The 17749-nt window shown below is 69.0% G+C and carries 18 protein-coding genes; 10 read left to right on the top strand and 8 right to left on the bottom strand.

The features are described from left to right. Positions 1 to 128: 128 nt before the first annotated feature. Complete coding sequence (gene mnmH, locus I7S92_RS13815) at positions 129 to 1175, bottom strand: tRNA 2-selenouridine(34) synthase MnmH (RefSeq protein ID WP_197645306.1); 1047 nt, start codon at positions 1173 to 1175, stop codon at positions 129 to 131. Positions 1176 to 1441: 266 nt separating this feature from the next. Between mnmH and I7S92_RS13810 the strand changes: the two genes are divergently transcribed. From I7S92_RS13810 to I7S92_RS13765, 9 genes are all read left to right on the top strand, one after another. After that, the gene (locus I7S92_RS13810) at positions 1442 to 1843 is read left to right on the top strand and encodes a MerR family transcriptional regulator (RefSeq protein ID WP_197645304.1); all 402 of its coding nucleotides are present in this window, start codon (positions 1442 to 1444) and stop codon (positions 1841 to 1843) included. Between the two features lie 28 nt (positions 1844 to 1871). Further along, the gene (locus I7S92_RS13805) at positions 1872 to 3644 is read left to right on the top strand and encodes an acyl-CoA dehydrogenase C-terminal domain-containing protein (protein ID WP_197645302.1); all 1773 of its coding nucleotides are present in this window, start codon (positions 1872 to 1874) and stop codon (positions 3642 to 3644) included. Positions 3645 to 3931: 287 nt separating this feature from the next. After that, positions 3932 to 4558, top strand: a complete 627-nt coding sequence (locus I7S92_RS13800; protein ID WP_197645300.1) for a glutathione S-transferase family protein — start codon at positions 3932 to 3934, stop codon at positions 4556 to 4558. Positions 4559 to 4568: 10 nt separating this feature from the next. Then, complete coding sequence (locus I7S92_RS13795) at positions 4569 to 5780, top strand: acetyl-CoA C-acetyltransferase (RefSeq protein ID WP_197645297.1); 1212 nt, start codon at positions 4569 to 4571, stop codon at positions 5778 to 5780. Between the two features lie 157 nt (positions 5781 to 5937). Further along, a complete protein-coding gene (locus I7S92_RS13790; protein ID WP_197645295.1) occupies positions 5938 to 6363 on the top strand; it encodes a hypothetical protein in 426 nt (141 codons plus the stop codon). A gap of 43 nt (positions 6364 to 6406) precedes the next feature. After that, positions 6407 to 6877, top strand: coding sequence for a cupin domain-containing protein (locus tag I7S92_RS13785; protein ID WP_197645293.1), 471 nt, complete (start codon positions 6407 to 6409; stop codon positions 6875 to 6877). After that, the gene (locus I7S92_RS13780) at positions 6874 to 7329 is read left to right on the top strand and encodes a glycyl radical enzyme family protein (RefSeq protein ID WP_197645291.1); all 456 of its coding nucleotides are present in this window, start codon (positions 6874 to 6876) and stop codon (positions 7327 to 7329) included. Before I7S92_RS13785 ends, I7S92_RS13780 begins: the two co-directional genes overlap by 4 nt. Beyond that, a complete protein-coding gene (locus tag I7S92_RS23045) occupies positions 7326 to 8330 on the top strand; it encodes a cupin domain-containing protein (RefSeq protein ID WP_206761079.1) in 1005 nt (334 codons plus the stop codon). The genes I7S92_RS13780 and I7S92_RS23045 overlap by 4 nt, the downstream gene beginning before the upstream one ends. Beyond that, positions 8327 to 10516 carry a 3-hydroxyacyl-CoA dehydrogenase NAD-binding domain-containing protein gene (locus tag I7S92_RS13765; RefSeq protein WP_197645289.1) on the top strand — a complete coding sequence of 730 codons (2190 nt, stop codon included), beginning with the start codon at positions 8327 to 8329 and terminating at the stop codon, positions 10514 to 10516. The genes I7S92_RS23045 and I7S92_RS13765 overlap by 4 nt, the downstream gene beginning before the upstream one ends. Positions 10517 to 10664: 148 nt before the next feature. Here I7S92_RS13765 and I7S92_RS13760 read toward each other — a convergent pair whose 3' ends face one another. From I7S92_RS13760 to trpS, 6 genes are all read right to left on the bottom strand, one after another. After that, positions 10665 to 11315: a Type II secretory pathway, pullulanase PulA gene (locus I7S92_RS13760; RefSeq protein ID WP_197645287.1), complete on the bottom strand. Its 651-nt coding sequence runs from the start codon at positions 11313 to 11315 to the stop codon at positions 10665 to 10667. Further along, entirely contained in the window at positions 11312 to 12268 is a 957-nt protein-coding gene (locus I7S92_RS13755) for a 2-hydroxyacid dehydrogenase (RefSeq protein ID WP_197645285.1), read from the bottom strand. The genes I7S92_RS13760 and I7S92_RS13755 overlap by 4 nt, the downstream gene beginning before the upstream one ends. Further along, positions 12268 to 12603, bottom strand: coding sequence for a tRNA-binding protein (locus I7S92_RS13750; protein ID WP_197645283.1), 336 nt, complete (start codon positions 12601 to 12603; stop codon positions 12268 to 12270). The genes I7S92_RS13755 and I7S92_RS13750 overlap by 1 nt, the downstream gene beginning before the upstream one ends. Continuing rightward, the gene (proC, locus tag I7S92_RS13745) at positions 12600 to 13412 is read right to left on the bottom strand and encodes a pyrroline-5-carboxylate reductase (protein WP_197645281.1); all 813 of its coding nucleotides are present in this window, start codon (positions 13410 to 13412) and stop codon (positions 12600 to 12602) included. The genes I7S92_RS13750 and proC overlap by 4 nt, the downstream gene beginning before the upstream one ends. A gap of 28 nt (positions 13413 to 13440) precedes the next feature. Then, a complete protein-coding gene (locus tag I7S92_RS13740) occupies positions 13441 to 13944 on the bottom strand; it encodes a type III secretion system chaperone family protein (protein WP_197645279.1) in 504 nt (167 codons plus the stop codon). Positions 13945 to 14282: 338 nt separating this feature from the next. Beyond that, positions 14283 to 15335 (bottom strand): tryptophan--tRNA ligase, encoded by a 1053-nt coding sequence (gene trpS, locus I7S92_RS13735; RefSeq protein ID WP_197645277.1) that lies wholly within the window; start codon positions 15333 to 15335, stop codon positions 14283 to 14285. Between the two features lie 78 nt (positions 15336 to 15413). Between trpS and I7S92_RS13730 the strand changes: the two genes are divergently transcribed. Further along, positions 15414 to 16103 (top strand): rhomboid family intramembrane serine protease, encoded by a 690-nt coding sequence (locus tag I7S92_RS13730; RefSeq protein WP_197645275.1) that lies wholly within the window; start codon positions 15414 to 15416, stop codon positions 16101 to 16103. Here I7S92_RS13730 and murJ read toward each other — a convergent pair. Then, a complete protein-coding gene (gene murJ, locus I7S92_RS13725) occupies positions 16094 to 17638 on the bottom strand; it encodes a murein biosynthesis integral membrane protein MurJ (RefSeq protein ID WP_197645264.1) in 1545 nt (514 codons plus the stop codon). The genes I7S92_RS13730 and murJ overlap by 10 nt on opposite strands. Between the last annotated feature and the right edge of the window lie 111 nt (positions 17639 to 17749).

Genomic DNA, 17749 nt, shown 5'->3' with positions numbered 1-17749 from the left:
TGCTCTCGACTGTAGACGGTAAGGCGGGCACCTTGGTGCGGGTTGTTCATCCTGCGGGGTCCTCGGCTGGAGTTTGGCGATTGCAGCCTAACCCCGCCTCGGGTGAACAACCTCCTGAGAATTCACATCTAGAGGCGGCGGATCGCGCCGGCCAGCCTTTCGGCGATGCCGGGGAGATCTTGCGGGGCCAGCCGGTCGGCGGCGATCTCGGCCGCCGGGGCGGGCATCCGTTCGCGGTGCTTGCCATAGCGGGGGTCGTAGTGCCGCTCCATCAGGCCGTCGGCCAGCGCGGCGAAGTTCCCGGAGGCGGCGAGGGCTTGCCAGGTGTCGATCACCTCGCGCGGGTGGAGGGGTTTCAGCAGGTCCAGCGTGGCGGCAAGGCGGGCGGGATCGGCGGTCATGTCGGCATAGGCCCGCGCCAGATACTCGGCCCGGGCGGGGCGGGGGGCGGCGATGGTCAGACGCGGGGCGGCGGTCATCGCCTTCCAGAGCTCGGGCGGGATGCGGCATTCGCCGATCTTCGAGCTTTCCGCCTCGACCACCACGGGGCGGCTGGGGTCGAGTCCGGCCAGAACCTGCGCCAGCGCGCCCTCGAACGCCTTTTGCGAGGGCTGCGGGCCGAGGTTGCCGAAAAGCGAGCCGCGATGGTTGGCCAGGCCCTCGAGGTCGATCACCTGCAGGCCGAAACCGGGCAGGAGGTTCAGCACCTCGGTCTTGGCCGAGCCGGTGTTGCCGTCGAGGACCACGACCGGGGAAGCGACGGGCGTGTCGTAGACCGCCCGCACCACGAGGCCGCGCCAGCTTTTGTAGCCGCCGGCAAGGGTTTCCACCCGCCAGCCGATCTGGCCCATGATCAGCGCGAAGGAGCCCGACCTCTGCCCGCCGCGCCAGCAGTAGACCAGCGGCCGCCAGCCCCCCGGCCGGTCGGCGAGTGGGCCCTCCAGATGCCGGGCCGCGTTCCTGGCCACCAGCGCCGCGCCCAGCTTGCGCGCGGTGAAGGGGCTGACCTGCTTGTAGATCGTGCCGATGCGGGCGCGTTCCTCGTCATCGAGGACGGGCAGCGAGATCGCGCCGGGCAGGTGATCCTCGGCATATTCGGCGGGCGAGCGGACGTCGATGACGTCATCGAAGCCATGCGCCGCCAGATCGGCAAGGGAGGTGAGGGTGATCGCCATTTTTCGCCGTTCTAGCGGAGGCGGCGGAAAGGCGCCAGTGCGGCGCGGGCTGCGTGTCGCTCAGGAAGTCGCGGGCGTCCCGCATCTGGCAGAGCCTCGCGTCCTTGGCCGGATCAGGCCGCGCGGCTGGCGGCTCCCTCCGGCTGACGCCGCGTCGGACGGGATCGTGACGCGACGTCACGGTGACGTTAACGTCACCTTATCTGGTAATCCCCAGACTGGCCGCGCATCTCGGGTGCAGATGCTGCCATGCCGAGAGTTCTGCCATGACGACCGAGACGACGACCGACACGATGACCATCCGCGAGATGTGCGAAACCTACAACGTCACCCCGCGCACCCTGCGCTTCTATGAGGCGAAGGAGCTGCTGTCGCCGATCCGGCAGGGCACCAGGCGGCTGTTCACCCGGCGCGACCGGGCGCGGCTGAAGCTGATCCTGCGCGGCAAGCGCTTCGGGTTCAGCCTGGAGGATATCCGGCAGACGCTGGATCTTTACGACCGCGACGGCTCGGACGCGGCGCAGCGGCAGCGGATCTACGAGCTGGCGCTGGAGCGGCTGGCCAGCATGAAGGACCAGCGCGACGAACTGGACCAGGCCATCGCCGACCTGGAGGCCGAGCTTGCCGAGGCCAGGGCAATGGGCCTGGTGCCGCGCCAGGCGGCCTGAAGACCGGAAGCAAAGGGAGAGGATCGAAATGCCAAGCTATACCGCCCCCGTGAAGGACATGCAGTTCCTGCTGCACGACGTCTTGCAGGTCGGCGCCTCGGGGATTACCGGCTACGGCGATCTGGACCGGGCCTTCACCGGGGCGGTGCTGGAGGAGGCGGCCAAGGTCGCAGAGGAGATCCTGGCCCCGCTGAACGCCGTGGGCGACCGCGAGGGCTGCCGGCTGGAAAACGGCGTCGTCCGCACGCCCGCCGGGTTCAAGGCGGCGTTCCGCACCCTCTCCGAGGGCGGCTGGATGGCGCTGGACGCCGCCGCCGAATACGGCGGGCAGGGCCTGCCCTACCTGATGCATACCGTCGTGAACGAGGCCTTCGTCTCGGCCAACATGGCCTTCAACATGTATCAGGGCCTGACCCATGGCGCCTATTCCGCGATCCTGGCGCATGGGACCGGGGAGCAGAAGCGGCAATGGCTGCCGAAGCTGGTCAGCTGCGAATGGACCGGCACGATGAACCTGACCGAGCCGCATTGCGGCACCGATCTGGGGCTGTTGCGCACCAGGGCCGAGCCGCAGGCGGACGGGTCCTACAGGATCACCGGGCAGAAGATCTTCATCTCGGCCGGCGATCACGACATGGCGGAGAACGTCGTCCATCTGGTGCTGGCCAAGGCCCCCGGCGGCGGCGAGGGGACGAAGGGGATCAGCCTCTTCATCGTGCCGAAGCTGCTGGTGAATCCGGACGGCTCGCTGGGGGAGCGCAACGCCGTCTCGGTCGGCAAGGTCGAGGAGAAGATGGGCATCCATGGCAATGCGACCTGCGTGATGAACTACGACGGGGCGACCGGCTGGCTCTTGGGGGACCTCCACAAGGGCATGAAGGCCATGTTCACCATGATGAACGAGGCCCGGCTCGGCGTGGCGCTGCAGGGCTATGCGGTGGCCGAGGCGGCCTATCAGAACGCGGCGCTTTACGCGAAGGAGCGGTTGCAGGGCCGCGACGTGACGGGGGCGAAGAACCCCGAGGGCCCGGCCGATCCGCTGATCGTCCATCCCGACATCCGCCGCAGCCTGATGGAGCAGAAGAGCTTTGTCGAAGGCGCCCGCGCGCTGACCTATTGGGGGGCGACGCTGATCGACCGGGCGCATCACGGCGACGCCGAGGCGGACGGGCTGGTGGGCCTTCTGACCCCGGTCCTGAAGGGTTTCCAGACCGACAAGGGCTTCGAGATGGCGGTGCAGGCGCAGCAGGTCTTTGGCGGGCACGGCTATATCGAGGAACAGGGCATGTCCCAGTTCGCCCGCGACGCGCGGATCGCGATGATCTACGAGGGTGCGAACGGCGTGCAGGCGCTGGACCTGGTGGGCCGCAAGCTTTCGGCGGATGGCGGCAGGCATGTGATGGCCTTCTTCGCGATGGTGAAGGCCGAGTGCAAGGCGCATGACGGCGACCCGCGGATGGCCGCGTTCACCGAGCCGCTGAAGGCCGCCTCCAAGGCGCTGCAGCAGGCGGGGATGTTCTTCATCGCCGAGGGCATGAAGGACCCGAATGCGGCGCTGGCCGGGTCCCATGACTTCCTGCACATGATGGGCCATGTCTGCCTGGGCCTGATGTGGACCCGGATGGCCGGGGCCGCCTATGCCGCGCTGGACGCGGGCACCGGCGACCGCGCCTTCCACGAGGCCAAGGTCGCGACGGGGCGCTTCTACATGGCCCGCCAGCTGCCGGCCTGCGCGATGCATCTGGCGCGGATCGAATCCGGCGCCGATCCGGTGATGGCCTTGGCTGCCGAGGCGTTCTAGGCTGGGGGGATGGCGGGCGTCGCGCGGGCCGCACCTGCGGGACGCCTCCGGCGGGGGAGTATTTTGCGCCAAGAGGAAGCAGCCATGGTCCACCCCACCCCGCGATCATCGCCTTGGCCATGCGACCGGGCGGGGTGGAGCTTCCCCTTGGGCGGTCATCGGCTCTCCAGCCTGTACCGCGAGGGGGAGGCTAGCCGGGAAGGGTTAACGAAAGGTTCTTCCTCTTGGCGAAAATACTCACTGCAACGGCCGTGCCGGGGGCGCGGCCTGGAAAGGAGGGGGCGGGGATGAAGCTTTACTGTTTCGGCGAAAGCGGCAACGCCTACAAATGCGCGCTGGCGCTGGAGATGGCCGAGCTTGACTGGACGCCCATCCACGTCGACTTCTTCCGGGGCGAGGCCCGGTCGCCGGAGTTTCGCCAGATCAACCCGATGGGCGAGGTTCCGGTTCTGGTCGACGGCGAGGTGACGCTGACGCAGTCCGGGGTGATCCTCGACTACATCTCCTCGAAGACCGGCGCGCTGGGCGGCCGCTCTGCGGCCGAGCGGCGGGACATCCTGCGCTGGCTGTTCTGGGACAACCACAAGCTTTCCACCACCATCGGCACGACCCGCTTCCTGATGAATTTCCTGCCGCCGGAGAAGCGCCCCGAGGGGGTGGTCCCCTTCCTGCACGGCCGCCTGAAGGCCGCCTACAGGGTGCTGGACGACCACCTCGCCACCCGCGACTGGATCGTCGGGGACGGCCCGACCATCGCCGACCTCTCTTGCTGCGGCTATCTCTACTACCCCGAACCCTTCGGCTTCGACCGCGCCGACTGGCCGCATGTCGACGCCTGGCTTGGCCGCATCGCCGGGTTGCCGGGCTGGCGGCACCCCTATGATCTGATGACCCGGGCCTTTCCCGGCGCTTGAGGAGACGAAGATGACCGAAGCCTATATCTACGACGCCGTCCGCAGCCCCCGCGGCAAGGGCCGGCCCGACGGCGCGCTGCATGAGCTGACCTCGGTCGCGCTGTCCGCCAGGGTGCTGGACGCGGTGAAGGAGCGGAACGGGCTGGAGGGCCATGCGGTCGAGGATGTGATCTGGGGCAATGTCACCCAGGTGGGCGAGCAGGGCGGCTGCCTGGCGCGGTCGGCGGTGCTGGCCTCGGGGCTGGACGAGCGGATTCCGGGCCTTGCGATCAACCGCTTCTGCGCCAGCGGGATGGAGGCGGTGAACCTGGCGGCGAACCAGGTCAGGGGCGGCGCGGGCCACGGCTATATCGCCGGCGGGGTCGAGATGATGGGCCGCGTCGCGATGGGCAGCGACGGGGCGGCGATCGCGGTCGATCCCGGCCTCGCGATGAAGACCTATTTCGTGCCGCAGGGGATCAGCGCCGACATCATCGCCACCGAATACGGCTTTACCCGCGATGAGGCCGATGCGCTGGCGGTGGAATCGCAGCGCCGCGCGGCGCAGGCCTGGGCCGAGGGGCGGTTCGACAGGTCGGTCCTGACCATCCGCGACCAGAACGGGCTGCCGATCCTTGCCACCGACGAATACATGCGGCCCGCCACCGACATGCAGACCCTGGGCGCGCTGCGGCCCGCCTTCAAGGACATGGGCGAGGTCATGCCGGGCTTCGACAAGGTCGCGCTGATGAAATATCCGCATCTGGAGCGGATCGAGCATATCCACCATGCGGGCAACTCCAGCGGCATCGTCGACGGGGCGGCGGCGGTGCTGGTCGGCAGCGCCGAGTTCGGCCGCGCGCACGGGCTGAAGCCGCGCGCGCGGATCCGCGCCACGGCCAAGGTCGGCACCGACCCGACGATCATGCTGACCGGCCCGGTGCCGGCGACGCAGAAGATCCTGAAGGACAGCGGGATCGGCATCCGCGACATCGACCTCTTCGAGGTGAACGAGGCCTTCGCCAGCGTGGTCCTGCGCTTCCAGCAGGCCTTCGACGTCGATCCCGCGCTGGTCAACGTCAACGGCGGCGCCATCGCCATGGGCCATCCGCTGGGCGCCACGGGCGCGATCATCATCGGCACGCTTCTGGACGAGCTGGAACGGCAGGACAAGGAGCTTGGCCTCGCAACCCTTTGCATCGCCAGCGGAATGGGTGCCGCGACGATCATCGAGCGGGTCTGACCGATGCCGGCCGCGACCTTGCCCCGCGTCATGCTGCGGCATCATGACCGCCATGATCTGGCCTGCGGCCATGGAAATGTCGTCTTTCCCGGTCATCTCAAGGATGATTCTCCCAAGCTCGGGGCTTGCACGACAAACTGGGAAGGACTGCCGGATCGTGTTCACTCAGGTCGCATCGCACCTGTGCAATCGTGCCGACTGGCTGATGTCCGGCCAGATCGACCGCGTGGCGGCGGGATATCGCTATCCGTTCCCGGTCTGGCTGGGCGCCGGCCCGGTCATCGTGCGGACCCCGGCCGAGGCCGAGGCGATGCTGGTCCTGCAACGGGCCATCTACCTGAAGCGGGGCGTGTTCGCGCTGGTTCCGCGGATCGCCGCGCTGGAACTGCCGCGTGGCAGGGGCGTCCGGGTCTGGGTCGACTGGGAGGAGCGGGCCCTGTCGCCGGAACAGTCGCGCCTCGCCTCCACGATCTACTATCTGACCGCCGAATCCCCCGGCCTGATGATCGAGATGGTGCAGAACCTCACGCTTTCGATGCCGGAATTCCGGCCGCATTTCGCGTCTCTCGCCCTGTCTGCCTGAGGCCCGCGTCCTCGGGGGCAGGCGCCCCGGCCGAGGACTTGCCATGCCCGTGATCGACCCCGCCAAGGTGCCGGTGAAGACCGGCTCGATCTATCCCGAACCCTATGCCGGCATGATGCGGGGCCGGTCCTCGCTGCGGCTGGGCGAGGCCGGGGGGCTGACGCAGTTCGGCGTCAACCTGGTGACGCTGGAGCCGGGCGCACTGTCCTCCTTGCGCCATTGGCACCGGCACGAGGACGAGTTCGTGATGGTGACCGAGGGCGAATGCACCCTGGTGCAGGACGCGGGCGAGACGGTGATGCGGCCGGGCGATTGCGCGGCCTTCCCGGCGGGCGACCCCGACGGGCATCATTTCATCAACCGCAGCGACCGGGTGGCGCGGTTCCTGGTGATCGGCACCAGGGCCCCGCGCGAGGTGGCGACCTATTCCGATGTGGACCTGCGGCTGGAGATCGAGGCTGGAAAGGCCCGCTTCACCCATAAGGACGGTAGCGATTTCAAGGGGGTGCGATGAATCCACTGGAGATTTTCCAGCGGGCGCTGGACGCGGCCAACCGGGCCATGCGGGAGGGAGGCTTTGCCGCCTACATGCAGCTTCTGGACCTGCCCTTCCTGGTCCAGACCCGCAGGGCGACCTTTCTCGTCGCCTCGGCCGAGGAGATGCGCCCGACTTTCGACGCGATCGTGAACGGGCTGCGGGCGCGGGGCATCACGCATTACGAACGCATCGCCCGCACTGCCGATTTCGTCGCCCGCGACCGGATCGACGGCTGGCACTACAGCCACCTGATCGCCGACGGCGAGCGGGTGGCCTCGCCGCATCTGTCGCGGCATTCGCTGGTGCGGCGCGGCGACCGCTGGCTGTTTTCGCAAGCGCAGTACGACATGCTGGACGGCACGGAATGGCCGCTAACCGATGCGGACATCTTCGGCCATGTGCTCATGCGGGGAGCGGAGCCGGGATGATCCTCGACCTCGCCTCCCTGCGGCCGAGCCGGACGCCCGAAGCCGATCTGCCGCGCCTTGGCCGGGCGGTGACGCTGCACCTGTCGGATGCGGGCGGGCTGCGGCAATTCGGCGTCCATGAGCAGACCCTGTTTCCCGGCGCAAGCACGGGGCGGCGGCACTGGCACTCGGCCGAGGACGAGTTCGCCTATGTGCTGGAGGGCTGCGTGACCCTGCAGGACGAGGCGGGGTTTCACGACCTCGGCCCCGGCGATGCCATCGCCTGGCCGCATGGCCGGCCGAATGCGCATCGCCTGCTGAACCGTAGCGATGCGCCCTGCCGCTGTCTGATCGTCGGCAGCCGCGCGGCGGGGGATGTCTGCACCTATCCGGACGAGGGCCTGCGTCAGGTGAACGCCGCGGCGACCTGGGCGATCCTTGATGCGGCCGGCAACCGGGTGAAGGGCGGCGACCTGCCGCCCGGACTTCTGGACCTGCGCGCGCCCTGGGGCCGGTCCTGGGACGGCACGGACCACCCGGTCGTGATCCGCGCCGGGTCGGTTCCCGGCGAGCAGGTTCCGGGTTCCGCCCCCGCGCCTTATGATGCGCTGGGCGATTACCTGGCGCATCCCCTGTCCGACGCGGGCGGGCTGACCCAGTTCGGCGCCTTCACCGAGATGCTGATGCCTGGCGCGCGGTCGAGCCACCGGCACTGGCATGCGGAGGAGGACGAGTTTCTCTATACCCTCGGCGGCGCCGTCACGCTGCACGAGAACGACGGACCACATGACCTGTCCCCCGGCATGTGCGCCTGCTGGCCTGCGGGCGTGGCGAATGCGCATTGCCTGGAAAACCGCGGCGACCAGCCGGTCACCTATTTCGTCGTGGGCTCGCGCCTGCCCGAGGACGAGGTGACCTATCCCGACATCGACCTGCATTACTCGCGCCGGAAGGGCCTGCGCACCTTGTCGCACAAGGACGGCACGCCCTATCCCGGCTGGCCCAAGGAGACGAACCGATGACCGATTTCACCATGACCACCGATGCCGAGGGCGTCGCCACCATCAGCTGGGACGTGGCCGGCAAGTCGATGAACGTCATGTCGACCGAAGCGTTTGCGGCGCTGAACGGGCTGATCGACCAGGCGCTGGCCGACGGGTCGGTCAAGGGGGTGATCATCACCTCCGGCAAGAAGGATTTCGCCGGGGGGATGGACCTGAACGTCATCGCCAGGATGCGGGCCGGGGGGGCGCAGGCGATCTTTGACGGCGTGATGCAGATGCACCAGACCTTGCGCAAGATCGAGCGGGCGGGGATGGACCCGAAGACGCTGAAGGGGGCCAAGCCCATCGTCGCGGCGCTGCCCGGCACGGCGCTGGGGATCGGGCTGGAGCTGCCGCTGGCCTGCCACCGGATCATCGCCGCCGACAACCCGAAGGCCAGGATCGGCCTGCCCGAGATCATGGTCGGCATCTTTCCCGGCGCGGGCGGCACGACGCGGCTGGTCCGCAAGCTGGGCGCGATGATGGCGGCGCCGTTCCTACTGGAGGGCAAGCTCTCCTCGCCGAAGGAGGCGAAGGCGGCGGGGCTGGTCGACGAGGTCGTCGCGCCCGAGGAGCTGCTCAAGCGGGCCAGGGAGTGGGTGCTGTCGGCCAAGGATGCCGACCTGGTGAAACCCTGGGATGCGAAGGGCTACAAGATGCCGGGCGGCGCGCCCTATCACCCGGCGGGGTTCATGACCTTTGTCGGGGCCAGCGCGATGGTCCACGCCAAGACCATGGGCGTCTACCCGGCGGCGAAGGCGCTGCTCTCGGCGGTCTACGAGGGCGCGCTGGTGCCCTTCGACACCGCGCTGAAGATCGAGGCGCGGCATTTCACCTCGGTGCTGATGAACCCGTCCTCCGCCGCGATGATCCGCAGCCTCTTCATCAACAAGGAGGCGCTGGAGAAGGGCGCGAACCGGCCGAAGGTGGCGGATCAGGCGGTCGGCAAGCTGGGCGTGATCGGCGCGGGCATGATGGGGGCGGGGATCGCCTATGTCGCGGCCAATGCGGGGATCGAGGTGGTGCTGATCGACGCGGCGCAGGAGGCGGCCGACCGGGGCAAGGCCCATTCCGGGGCGCTTCTGGACAAGGGGGTGAAGCGCGGCAAGGTGACGGCCGAGAGACGCGCCGAGGTGCTGGGCCGGATCACCGCCACCACCGATTACGCCGCGCTTGCCGGGGCCGACCTGATCGTGGAGGCGGTGTTCGAGGACCCGAAGGTCAAGGCCGAGGTGACGGCGAAGGTCGAGGCAGTGGTCGGCGCGGATTGCATCTACGCCACCAATACCTCGACCCTGCCGATCACCGGCCTCGCGGCGGCCAGCCAGCGGCCGGAGCAGTTCATCGGCATCCATTTCTTCAGCCCGGTGGACAAGATGATGCTGGTCGAGATCATCCGCGGCAAGGCCACGGGCGATCGCGCCGTGGCCAAGGCGCTGGATTTCGTGCGCCAGATCCGCAAGACCCCGATCGTGGTCAACGACGCCCGCTTCTTCTACGCCAACCGCTGCATCATCCCCTATATCAACGAGGGAATCCGCATGGTGGCCGAGGGGGTGGAGCCGGCGCTGGTGGAGAACGCGGCGAAGCTGGTGGGCATGCCGCTGGGGCCGCTGCAACTGGTGGACGAGACCTCGATCGACCTCGGCGTGAAGATCGCCAGGGCGACGAAGGCCGCGATGGGCAAGGACTACCCGGACGCGGCGGTGGACCCGGTGCTGTTCTGGATGGCCGACCAGGGCCGTCTTGGCCGCAAGGCGCAGGCGGGGTTCTATGCCTATGACGAGAAGGGCGAGCGGCTGGGCCTCTGGGAGGGGCTGGAGCGGAAATATCCGCTGGACAAGATGCAGCCCAGCCTGGCGGACGTGCAGCACCGGCTGCTCTTCGTCCAGGTGCTGGAGGCGGTCCGGGCGCTGGAGGATGGGGTGCTGACCGATATCCGCGAGGGCGATGTCGGAGCGATCCTCGGCTGGGGCTTCGCGCCCTGGTCGGGCGGGCCGTTCTCCTGGCTGGACATGATCGGCGCGGCGCGGGCGGTGGAGATCTGCCGGGGCCTGACGGCGCAGTTCGGGCCGCGCTTCCACGCCCCGGCGCTGCTGCGGGAAATGGCGGAGACGGGCGAGACCTTCTACGGCCGGTTCGCGGGCGAGAAGGCTGTTGCATGAAGGGCGGGCGCAGGGTGGGCGAATCGCCCACCCTGCGGGTCGGGCGGAAGGTGACGGGACGCCCGCAGGTAGGTGCGTGGGCGGAATCGCCCACCCTACGGGGCGGGACGATCCGTAGGGTGGGCAATCTGCCCACGTCGCCCCGCGTTCACGGATCGAAACGGTAGCCGAAGCGGGCAACGTCCTCGGCGCAGAGATCCGCGACCAGTGCGGCATCCCGGTCCGAGTAGTGGGGCCGCCAGTCCTGGCCCCGGTCGCTGGCGTTGGCGCGCCGCAGGGGCAGGCGGAAGCCGAGATGCGCCTCGACCGGGGCGACGTCCAGGGCGTAATGCTCCAGCCGGATGAAGACGCCCGGCGCTTCCGACCCATCGCCCTGCCGCAGGTAGGCGCCGTAGGGCCAGAGGCGGAGGCTGGCCCGGGTCTGCGGATGGTTCAGAAAGCCCGAGAAGTCATGGGCCTTGGCAAGGCCTACGGCGGGATGGGCGAAGCCCTGCACCCGCAGCCAGTGGTAATAGCTGACCGCCCGGTCCCAGGGATTGCGCACCAGCGTCGCCACCTGGCAGGCGGCGATCTCCTCGGGCGTGACCAGCCCGACCACATCGGCCAGGGTCGAGTGCTTCCAGACCCGTCCCGCCGTTCTGATCCCCTTCCAGCGCCCGGCCCGCTGCCGCGCCTTGGGCGTGTCGCCGATCAGGATATCGTCCTTGGCCGCCCGTGCCTCATAGGCCAGGGCAAAGGCCGTTCCGCCCGTCTTCGGGGCGTGGACGAAGATGAACCGCCGGGCGCGGGAGAGGATCATGGGTTGACGTGGTTCGGCAGCGCCTTGCCCTCGGCCCAGGCGATCAGGTTCGCCACCGCCATCATCCCCATCGCCTCGCGCACCTCCAGGCAGGCGGTGCCGAGATGGGGCAGGAGGGTCACGTTCTCCATCCCGGTCAGGGCCGCGGGGACCTTGGGCTCGAATTCGTAGACGTCGAGGCCGGCCCCGGCGATCCGGCCCTTCTGCAAGGCCTCGACCAGCGCGGCCTCGTCCACGACGTCGCCGCGGCTGATGTTCACGAAAATGCCCTGCGGCCGCATCATCCCCAGCGCCGCCGCGTCGATCAGGTGATGCGTGGCCTTGCCGCCCGGCACGGCGATGACGACGAAATCGGCGGCCATCGCCTCCTCCATCCCGACCTGGCGCGCGGGCAGGCCGGGATCGGCGACCGGGGAGCGGTTGTAGAACACGACCTCCATGTCGAAGCCGTAGTGGCAACGCTTCGCGATGGCCTTGCCGATCCGGCCCATGCCGATCACGCCCAGCCTCTTGCCGGTGACATGGGTGCCCAGCATCTGCACCGGCCCCCAGCCCTCCCACTTGCCCGCGCGCAGGAGGCGCTCGCCCTCGCCCAGGCGGCGGGCTGTCATCAGGATCAGGCCGAGCGCGATGTCGGCCGTGGCATCGGTCACCGCGCCGGGGGTGTTGGTCACGGCGATCCCGGCGGCTTTCGCGGCCTCGGCGTCGATGTGGTTGTAGCCCACGCCGAAATTCGCCAGCAGTTTCGCGCGGGGCTGCGGCACATCGGCGAAAACGGCGGCCTGGAAGCGGTCGCCCAGCGTCGGCAGCACGGCGTCGTAGTCGCGCAGCGCGGCGCGGAGTTCTTCGGGCGCCAGCACCGCGGTCCGGTCGCGCAAGGTCACGTCGAAGCGGGCGCGGGCGGCGTCGAGCACGCGGTCGGGCAGGCGGCGGGTGATCAGAAGGCGTTGCATCAGAACAGTTTTCCCCCCAGCGGAACCTCATGCCCCGGCCCGATCAGCACGACCTGGCCATCCTCGTCCGGCAGGCCGAGGACCAGCACCTCGGACAGGACCGGGCCGATCTGCCGGGCCGGGAAGTTCACCACGCCCAGCACCTGGCGGCCGACCAGCTCCTCCAGCGTGTAATGCGTGGTGATCTGCGCCGAGGAGCGTTTCTCGCCAATCTCGGGCCCGAAATCGACCCAGAGCCGGTAGGCCGGTTTCCGCGCCTCGGGGAAGGGCTCGGCGCGGGTGATGCGGCCGACGCGGATGTCGACCTTCTCGAAATCGCCGTAGGTGATGGTCATTTGCCCAGCTCCCGTCCCCGGTCGGCGGCGGCCTTGACCGCGCGCTTGAGCAGTGGCGGAAAGCCCGAGCCCTCGTCCATCAGCACCGCCAGCGCCGCCGCCGTGGTCCCGCCGGGAGAGGTGACGTTGATGCGCAGTTGCGCGGCCGTCTCGGGGCTCTGGAACGCCAGTTCGCCCGCGCCGCAGACCGTGGCGCGGGCCAGTTGCATCGCCACCTCGGGGGACAGGCCCTCGGCCTCGCCGGCGGCCGCCATCGCTTCGATCAGATGGAAGACATAGGCCGGGCCCGAACCGGAGACGCCGGTCACCGCGTCGATCTGGTGCTCGCCCGCAAGCTCGACCACCTGGCCCACGGCGGCCATCAACTCGCGCGCCAGGGCGAAGCCGGCGTCCGGGACATGGGCGTTGCGGCAGATCGCGGTGATCCCGCGGCCGACCATCGCGGGGGTGTTCGGCATGGTGCGGACGATGGGCGTCCGGTCGCCGAGCGCGGCCTCGAAGCTGGCGATGGTGGTGCCGGCGGCGATCGAGACGAAGAGCGTCCGCCCGTTCCCCAGGGCCTGCAGCGCGGGCAGCGCCGCGCCCATCATCTGCGGCTTCACCGCCAGAAGCGCCACGGCGGGGGCGGCGGGAACCCCCCGGTTCAGATGGACTCCGGTCCCCTTCAGCCAGTCGGTCGGGTTCGGCTCGATCACCCAGACCGAGCCCGGCGGCACCCCCGCCGCCAGCCAGCCCGTCAAGAGCGCCGTTCCCATCTTGCCGCAGCCAAGCAGCACCAGCCCGTCCCGGGCCACGCGATCCAAGGTCATCGAACCCCCCTTCAAACCGGGGGGGAGGTTAGGCGCGGCCGTAAGCCTCGGCAATGGCGACTTTCATCGCCTCGGCCGGAGTCTGGTCGCCCCAGGAGACCAGCTGGAACGCCGGGTAGAACCGTTCGGCCGCCATCACGGCGCTGGCGATCAGCCGGTCGATCTGTTCCGGTCCCGCGACCTGCCCGCCGGACAGCACCAGCCCGTAGCGCCAGACCATCAGCTTCTGCTCGGCCCACCAGGTGAAGGCCCCGGTCCAGACCATGTCGTTGCAGCGGTTCAGCACATCGTGGAGCGCGGGGATACGGTGCTCCGGCGGCTCCATCTCGAAGGTGCAGATCAGGCGCAGCGTCTCGTCCTGCGGGTTCCAGGCCAGGGTGAGCGAGTAGGTGCGCCACTGCCCCTCGACCGCCATGGCGATCTGGTCGTCGGTCACGCGGTCGAATTCCCAGGCATGGTGTTCGGCCAGGGTCTCGACGATGTCGATCGGGTGCAGATCGTCCATCGTTGCGTAGTCTTCGGAAAGCGACATGCCCGGCCTCATCATTAAGCTTCGGGCGGGCCGAGACCCACTAGAAGCTGGGTGTCTGGCAAGGGTCTGCGTGCGCCTGACGAGACCCTTACTAGATATGGTGTGGCCAAAGCGGAAGCCTGTAAAGCGATTTCTTCGGAAATAAGCTGTGGACAAGCTCGACTGTTGTGTGGCCGGGGCTGGAAAAAGGGCCCCCATGCGGAAGGGCGCATGGGGGCGGATCGGTACCTGGCCGGGCCCGCGGGGGACGGCGGGGCCTGGCCTCGCGGCGATTGGGGGACAGCACGCGTCTCCGACCGCCCCTGGAATAGCGCCCGCTTGAATCGGCCCTGTGACAGTCAGCCCCGGCGCGAGCGGATCATGCCGGTGATGTCGTAGACCTGCTCCAGGATCGGGCGGGCGATGGCATCGGCGCGCTCGGAGCCGTCGGCGAGGATGCGGTCGATCTCTCCCGGGTCGGCCATCAGGCGGTTCATCTCCTCGGTGATCGGCGAGAGCTTGGCCACCGCGAGATCGGCCAGCGCCGGCTTGAAGGTGCCGAACTGCGCGCCGGCGAAGTCGCGGACCACCTGCTCGACCGTGTGGCCCGCAAGGGCGGCATAGATGTTCACCAAGTTGCGCGCCTCGGGCCGGTCGCGCAGGCCCTCGATGCTTTCGGGCAGCGGTTCGGGGTCGGTCTTGGCCTTGCGGATCTTCTGGGCGATGGCGTCGGCATCGTCGGTCAGGTTGATCCGGCTTTGATCGGAAGGGTCGGACTTCGACATCTTCCTGGTGCCGTCGCGCAGCGACATGACGCGGGTCGCGGCGCCCTCGATCAGGGGTTCGACCACCGGGAAGAAATCGACCTTGTAGTCGTTGTTGAACTTGATCGCGATGTCGCGGGTCAGCTCCAGGTGCTGCTTCTGGTCCTCGCCGACCGGGACCATGGTGGCGTGGTAGGCCATGATGTCGGCGGCCATCAGCGCGGGATAGGCGAAGAGGCCGAGGCTGACGTTCTCGGAGTTCTTGCCGGCCTTGTCCTTGAACTGGGTCATGCGGCCCATCCAGCCCATGCGCGCGACGCAGTTGAAGATCCAGGCCAGCTCGGCATGGGCCGAGACCTGGCTCTGGTTGAAGAGGATGGAGCGCGCGGGGTCGATCCCGGCGGCGAGGAAGGCGGCGGCGCCCTCGCGCGTCTGCTGGCGCAGGCGGGCGGGATCCTGCCAGACGGTGATCGCATGCATGTCGACGAGGCAGTAGATCGTCTCGATCCCCTCGTCCTGCTTCTCGACAAAGCGCCGCAGCGCGCCAAGGTAGTTGCCAAGCGTGAGCCCGCCCGAGGGCTGGATGCCCGAGAAGATGCGGGGCTTGAAGGATGTCGGCGTTTGGACCGCCGAGGCCTGGGTGGACATGGGTTGGCTCCGTCTGGATAAAGCTGCCGATCCCGCGTAATCCAAGGGGCAAGAGGCGTCAATCAGGGCAGGCTGGACATGAACCGCGACTATAACGCTGCGCCGATCAACCCGTTGCCGGTGGTGGTCTGGGTCCTGGCCCTGCCGCTGGTGGCGATGGAGATCGTCCTGACCCTGGCCGAGCGCGGTCTGGTCGGCGGCGCGCAGGGCGTCGGCTGGCGGTTGCAGGCGGTGGAGCGCTTCGGGGCCTTCCCCGACCTGATGCGCCACCAGTGGGAGACCGGCGGCTATCCGCTGGAGGAGCTGCACCGGCTGTTCACCTACACCATCGTCCACGGCAGCTTTACCCATGCGATGTTCGCGGTGGTGATCCTGCTGGCGCTGGGCAAGATGGTGGGCGAGATCTTCCGCTGGTGGGCGGTGCTGGCGGTGTTCCTCGGCTCGGCCATGGCGGGGGCGCTGGCCTATGGCTTTCTGGTGCCGGGGCTGCGCGCGCCGCTGATCGGGGCCTATCCGGCGGTCTACGGGCTGATCGGGGCCTTCACCTTCCTTCTGTGGGTGAACCTGGCCAGGACGGGTGCGAACAGGTACCGCGCCTTCAGCCTGATCGGGATGCTGCTGTTCTTCCAGCTGCTGTTCGGCGTCCTGTTCGGCGGCAACTGGGACTGGGTGGCCGACATCGCCGGCTTCGCGGCCGGGTTCCTTCTGTCCTTCGTGGTCAGCCCGGGCGGCTGGGCCCGGGTGATGGACAAGATGCGTCAGCGCTGACGGCGGAAGGCGCCTTTCAGCTCGACCCAGCTCATCCCGCCGATGGCAAGGACAGTGCCGAAGTAGACCGCCATGCCGGCCAGCACGATCCCGCCCAGGGCCGGGGTGCGCAGGCCCGGCGTGGCCAGCGTGCCGGCCAGCGGCAGGCTCAGGCCCCACAGGACCGCTCCCATCAGCGCCGAGGCGAAGGCGATGCGCGGCAGGCGATAGCGGAAGCGGTCGTCCAGGCGGGCGGCGTCGCCCATGGCGCGGCTGCCGTGCCAGAGTTGCCAGACCATGACCCAGGCCGCCGCCGTGGTCGCCACCGCCGCCGCAAGCCAGCCGATCAGCGGCAGGAGGCCGATCGCCAGCGCCGCGTTCACCACCATCGAGATGACGGCATAGCGGAAGGGCGAGCGCGTGTCCTCGCGGGCGTAGAACAGCGGTTGCAGCACCTTGTGCAGGACGAAGGCCGGCAGGCCCGCGCCATAGGCGGCCAGCGCCCAGGCGGTGCTGGCCGTCGCCTCGGGGCCGTATTCGCCGCGCTGGAAGAGGACGCTGATGATCGGCAAGGCGATGACCATCAGCGCCACGGCGGCGGGCAGGGTCAGCAGCAGCGCGAACTCGGTCCCGCGGTTGAACGAGGCGCGCGAGCCTTCGTGATCCTCGGCCCGCAGGCGGCGTGACAGGTCGGGCAGGAGGACGATGCCGATGGCGATGCCGACGACGCCCAGGGGCAGCTGGTAGATCCGGTCGGCGTTGTAGAGCCAGACCACGGCGCCGTCGGTCAGGCTGGCGACCTGGCGGCCGACGATCAGGTTGATCTGCACCACGCCGCCCGCCAGCACGGCCGGGGCGGCGATCACGGCCAGACGCTTCAGGTCCGGCGTCAGGTGCGGCCAGCGGAACGCCAGCCGGTAGCCCAGGTGCCGCACCGCCGCCCAGGTCGCCAGGAGTTGCAGCACCCCCGACACGGTGACCGACCAGGCCAGCGTCCGGCCCATGTCCCAGCCCATCCGCGCCGCCAGAAGCATGCCCGCGATCATGGTCAGCGACAGCAGCACGGTGACGACCGAGGTCACCGCGAATTTCCCCGCCGCATTCAGCATCCCCGACATCAGCGCGGTCAGCGAGATGAACAGGATATAGGCGAAGGCGATCCGGCCCAGCGTCACCGCGACGTCGAACCGATCATCGCCGACGAAGCCCGAGGCCATCAGGACGACGAGCCCCGGCATGAGCAGGATGGCCACGGCCGAGAAGAGCGCCAGGAAGGCCGCCATGCCCCAGAAGGCATCGCCGGCAAAGCCCTGCGCGTCCTCGCCCGCCTCGACCTTCTTGGCGAACATCGGCACGAAGGCGAAGTTGAAGGCGCCCTCGGCGAAGAAGCGGCGGAACATGTTGGGCAGCGATTGCGCCACGACGAAGGCCTGCGCCACCGTGCCGTCGCCGAGATAGCGGGCAAGGAAGATGTCGCGGACCAGGCCCGCCACGCGGCTGACCAGGGTCCAGAAGCCCACGGTGACAAAGCCCTTGACCAGGCGGACGGGTTTCATGCTGTGCGGTCTTTCCTGCGCTTTCGGGACGGCTCGTCGAGCACTTCGTGCACTCCTCGCGGGGCGGCCCCGTCGCGAGGAGTGCACGAAGTGCTCGACGAGCCGGTAGGG

Origin of the sequence: Tabrizicola soli (genome assembly GCF_015999335.1) — a bacterium.
GTDB lineage: Bacteria > Pseudomonadota > Alphaproteobacteria > Rhodobacterales > Rhodobacteraceae > Tabrizicola > Tabrizicola soli.
Note: the sequence above shows the minus strand (reverse complement) of the source record. Positions and strands in the feature narration are given on the sequence as shown.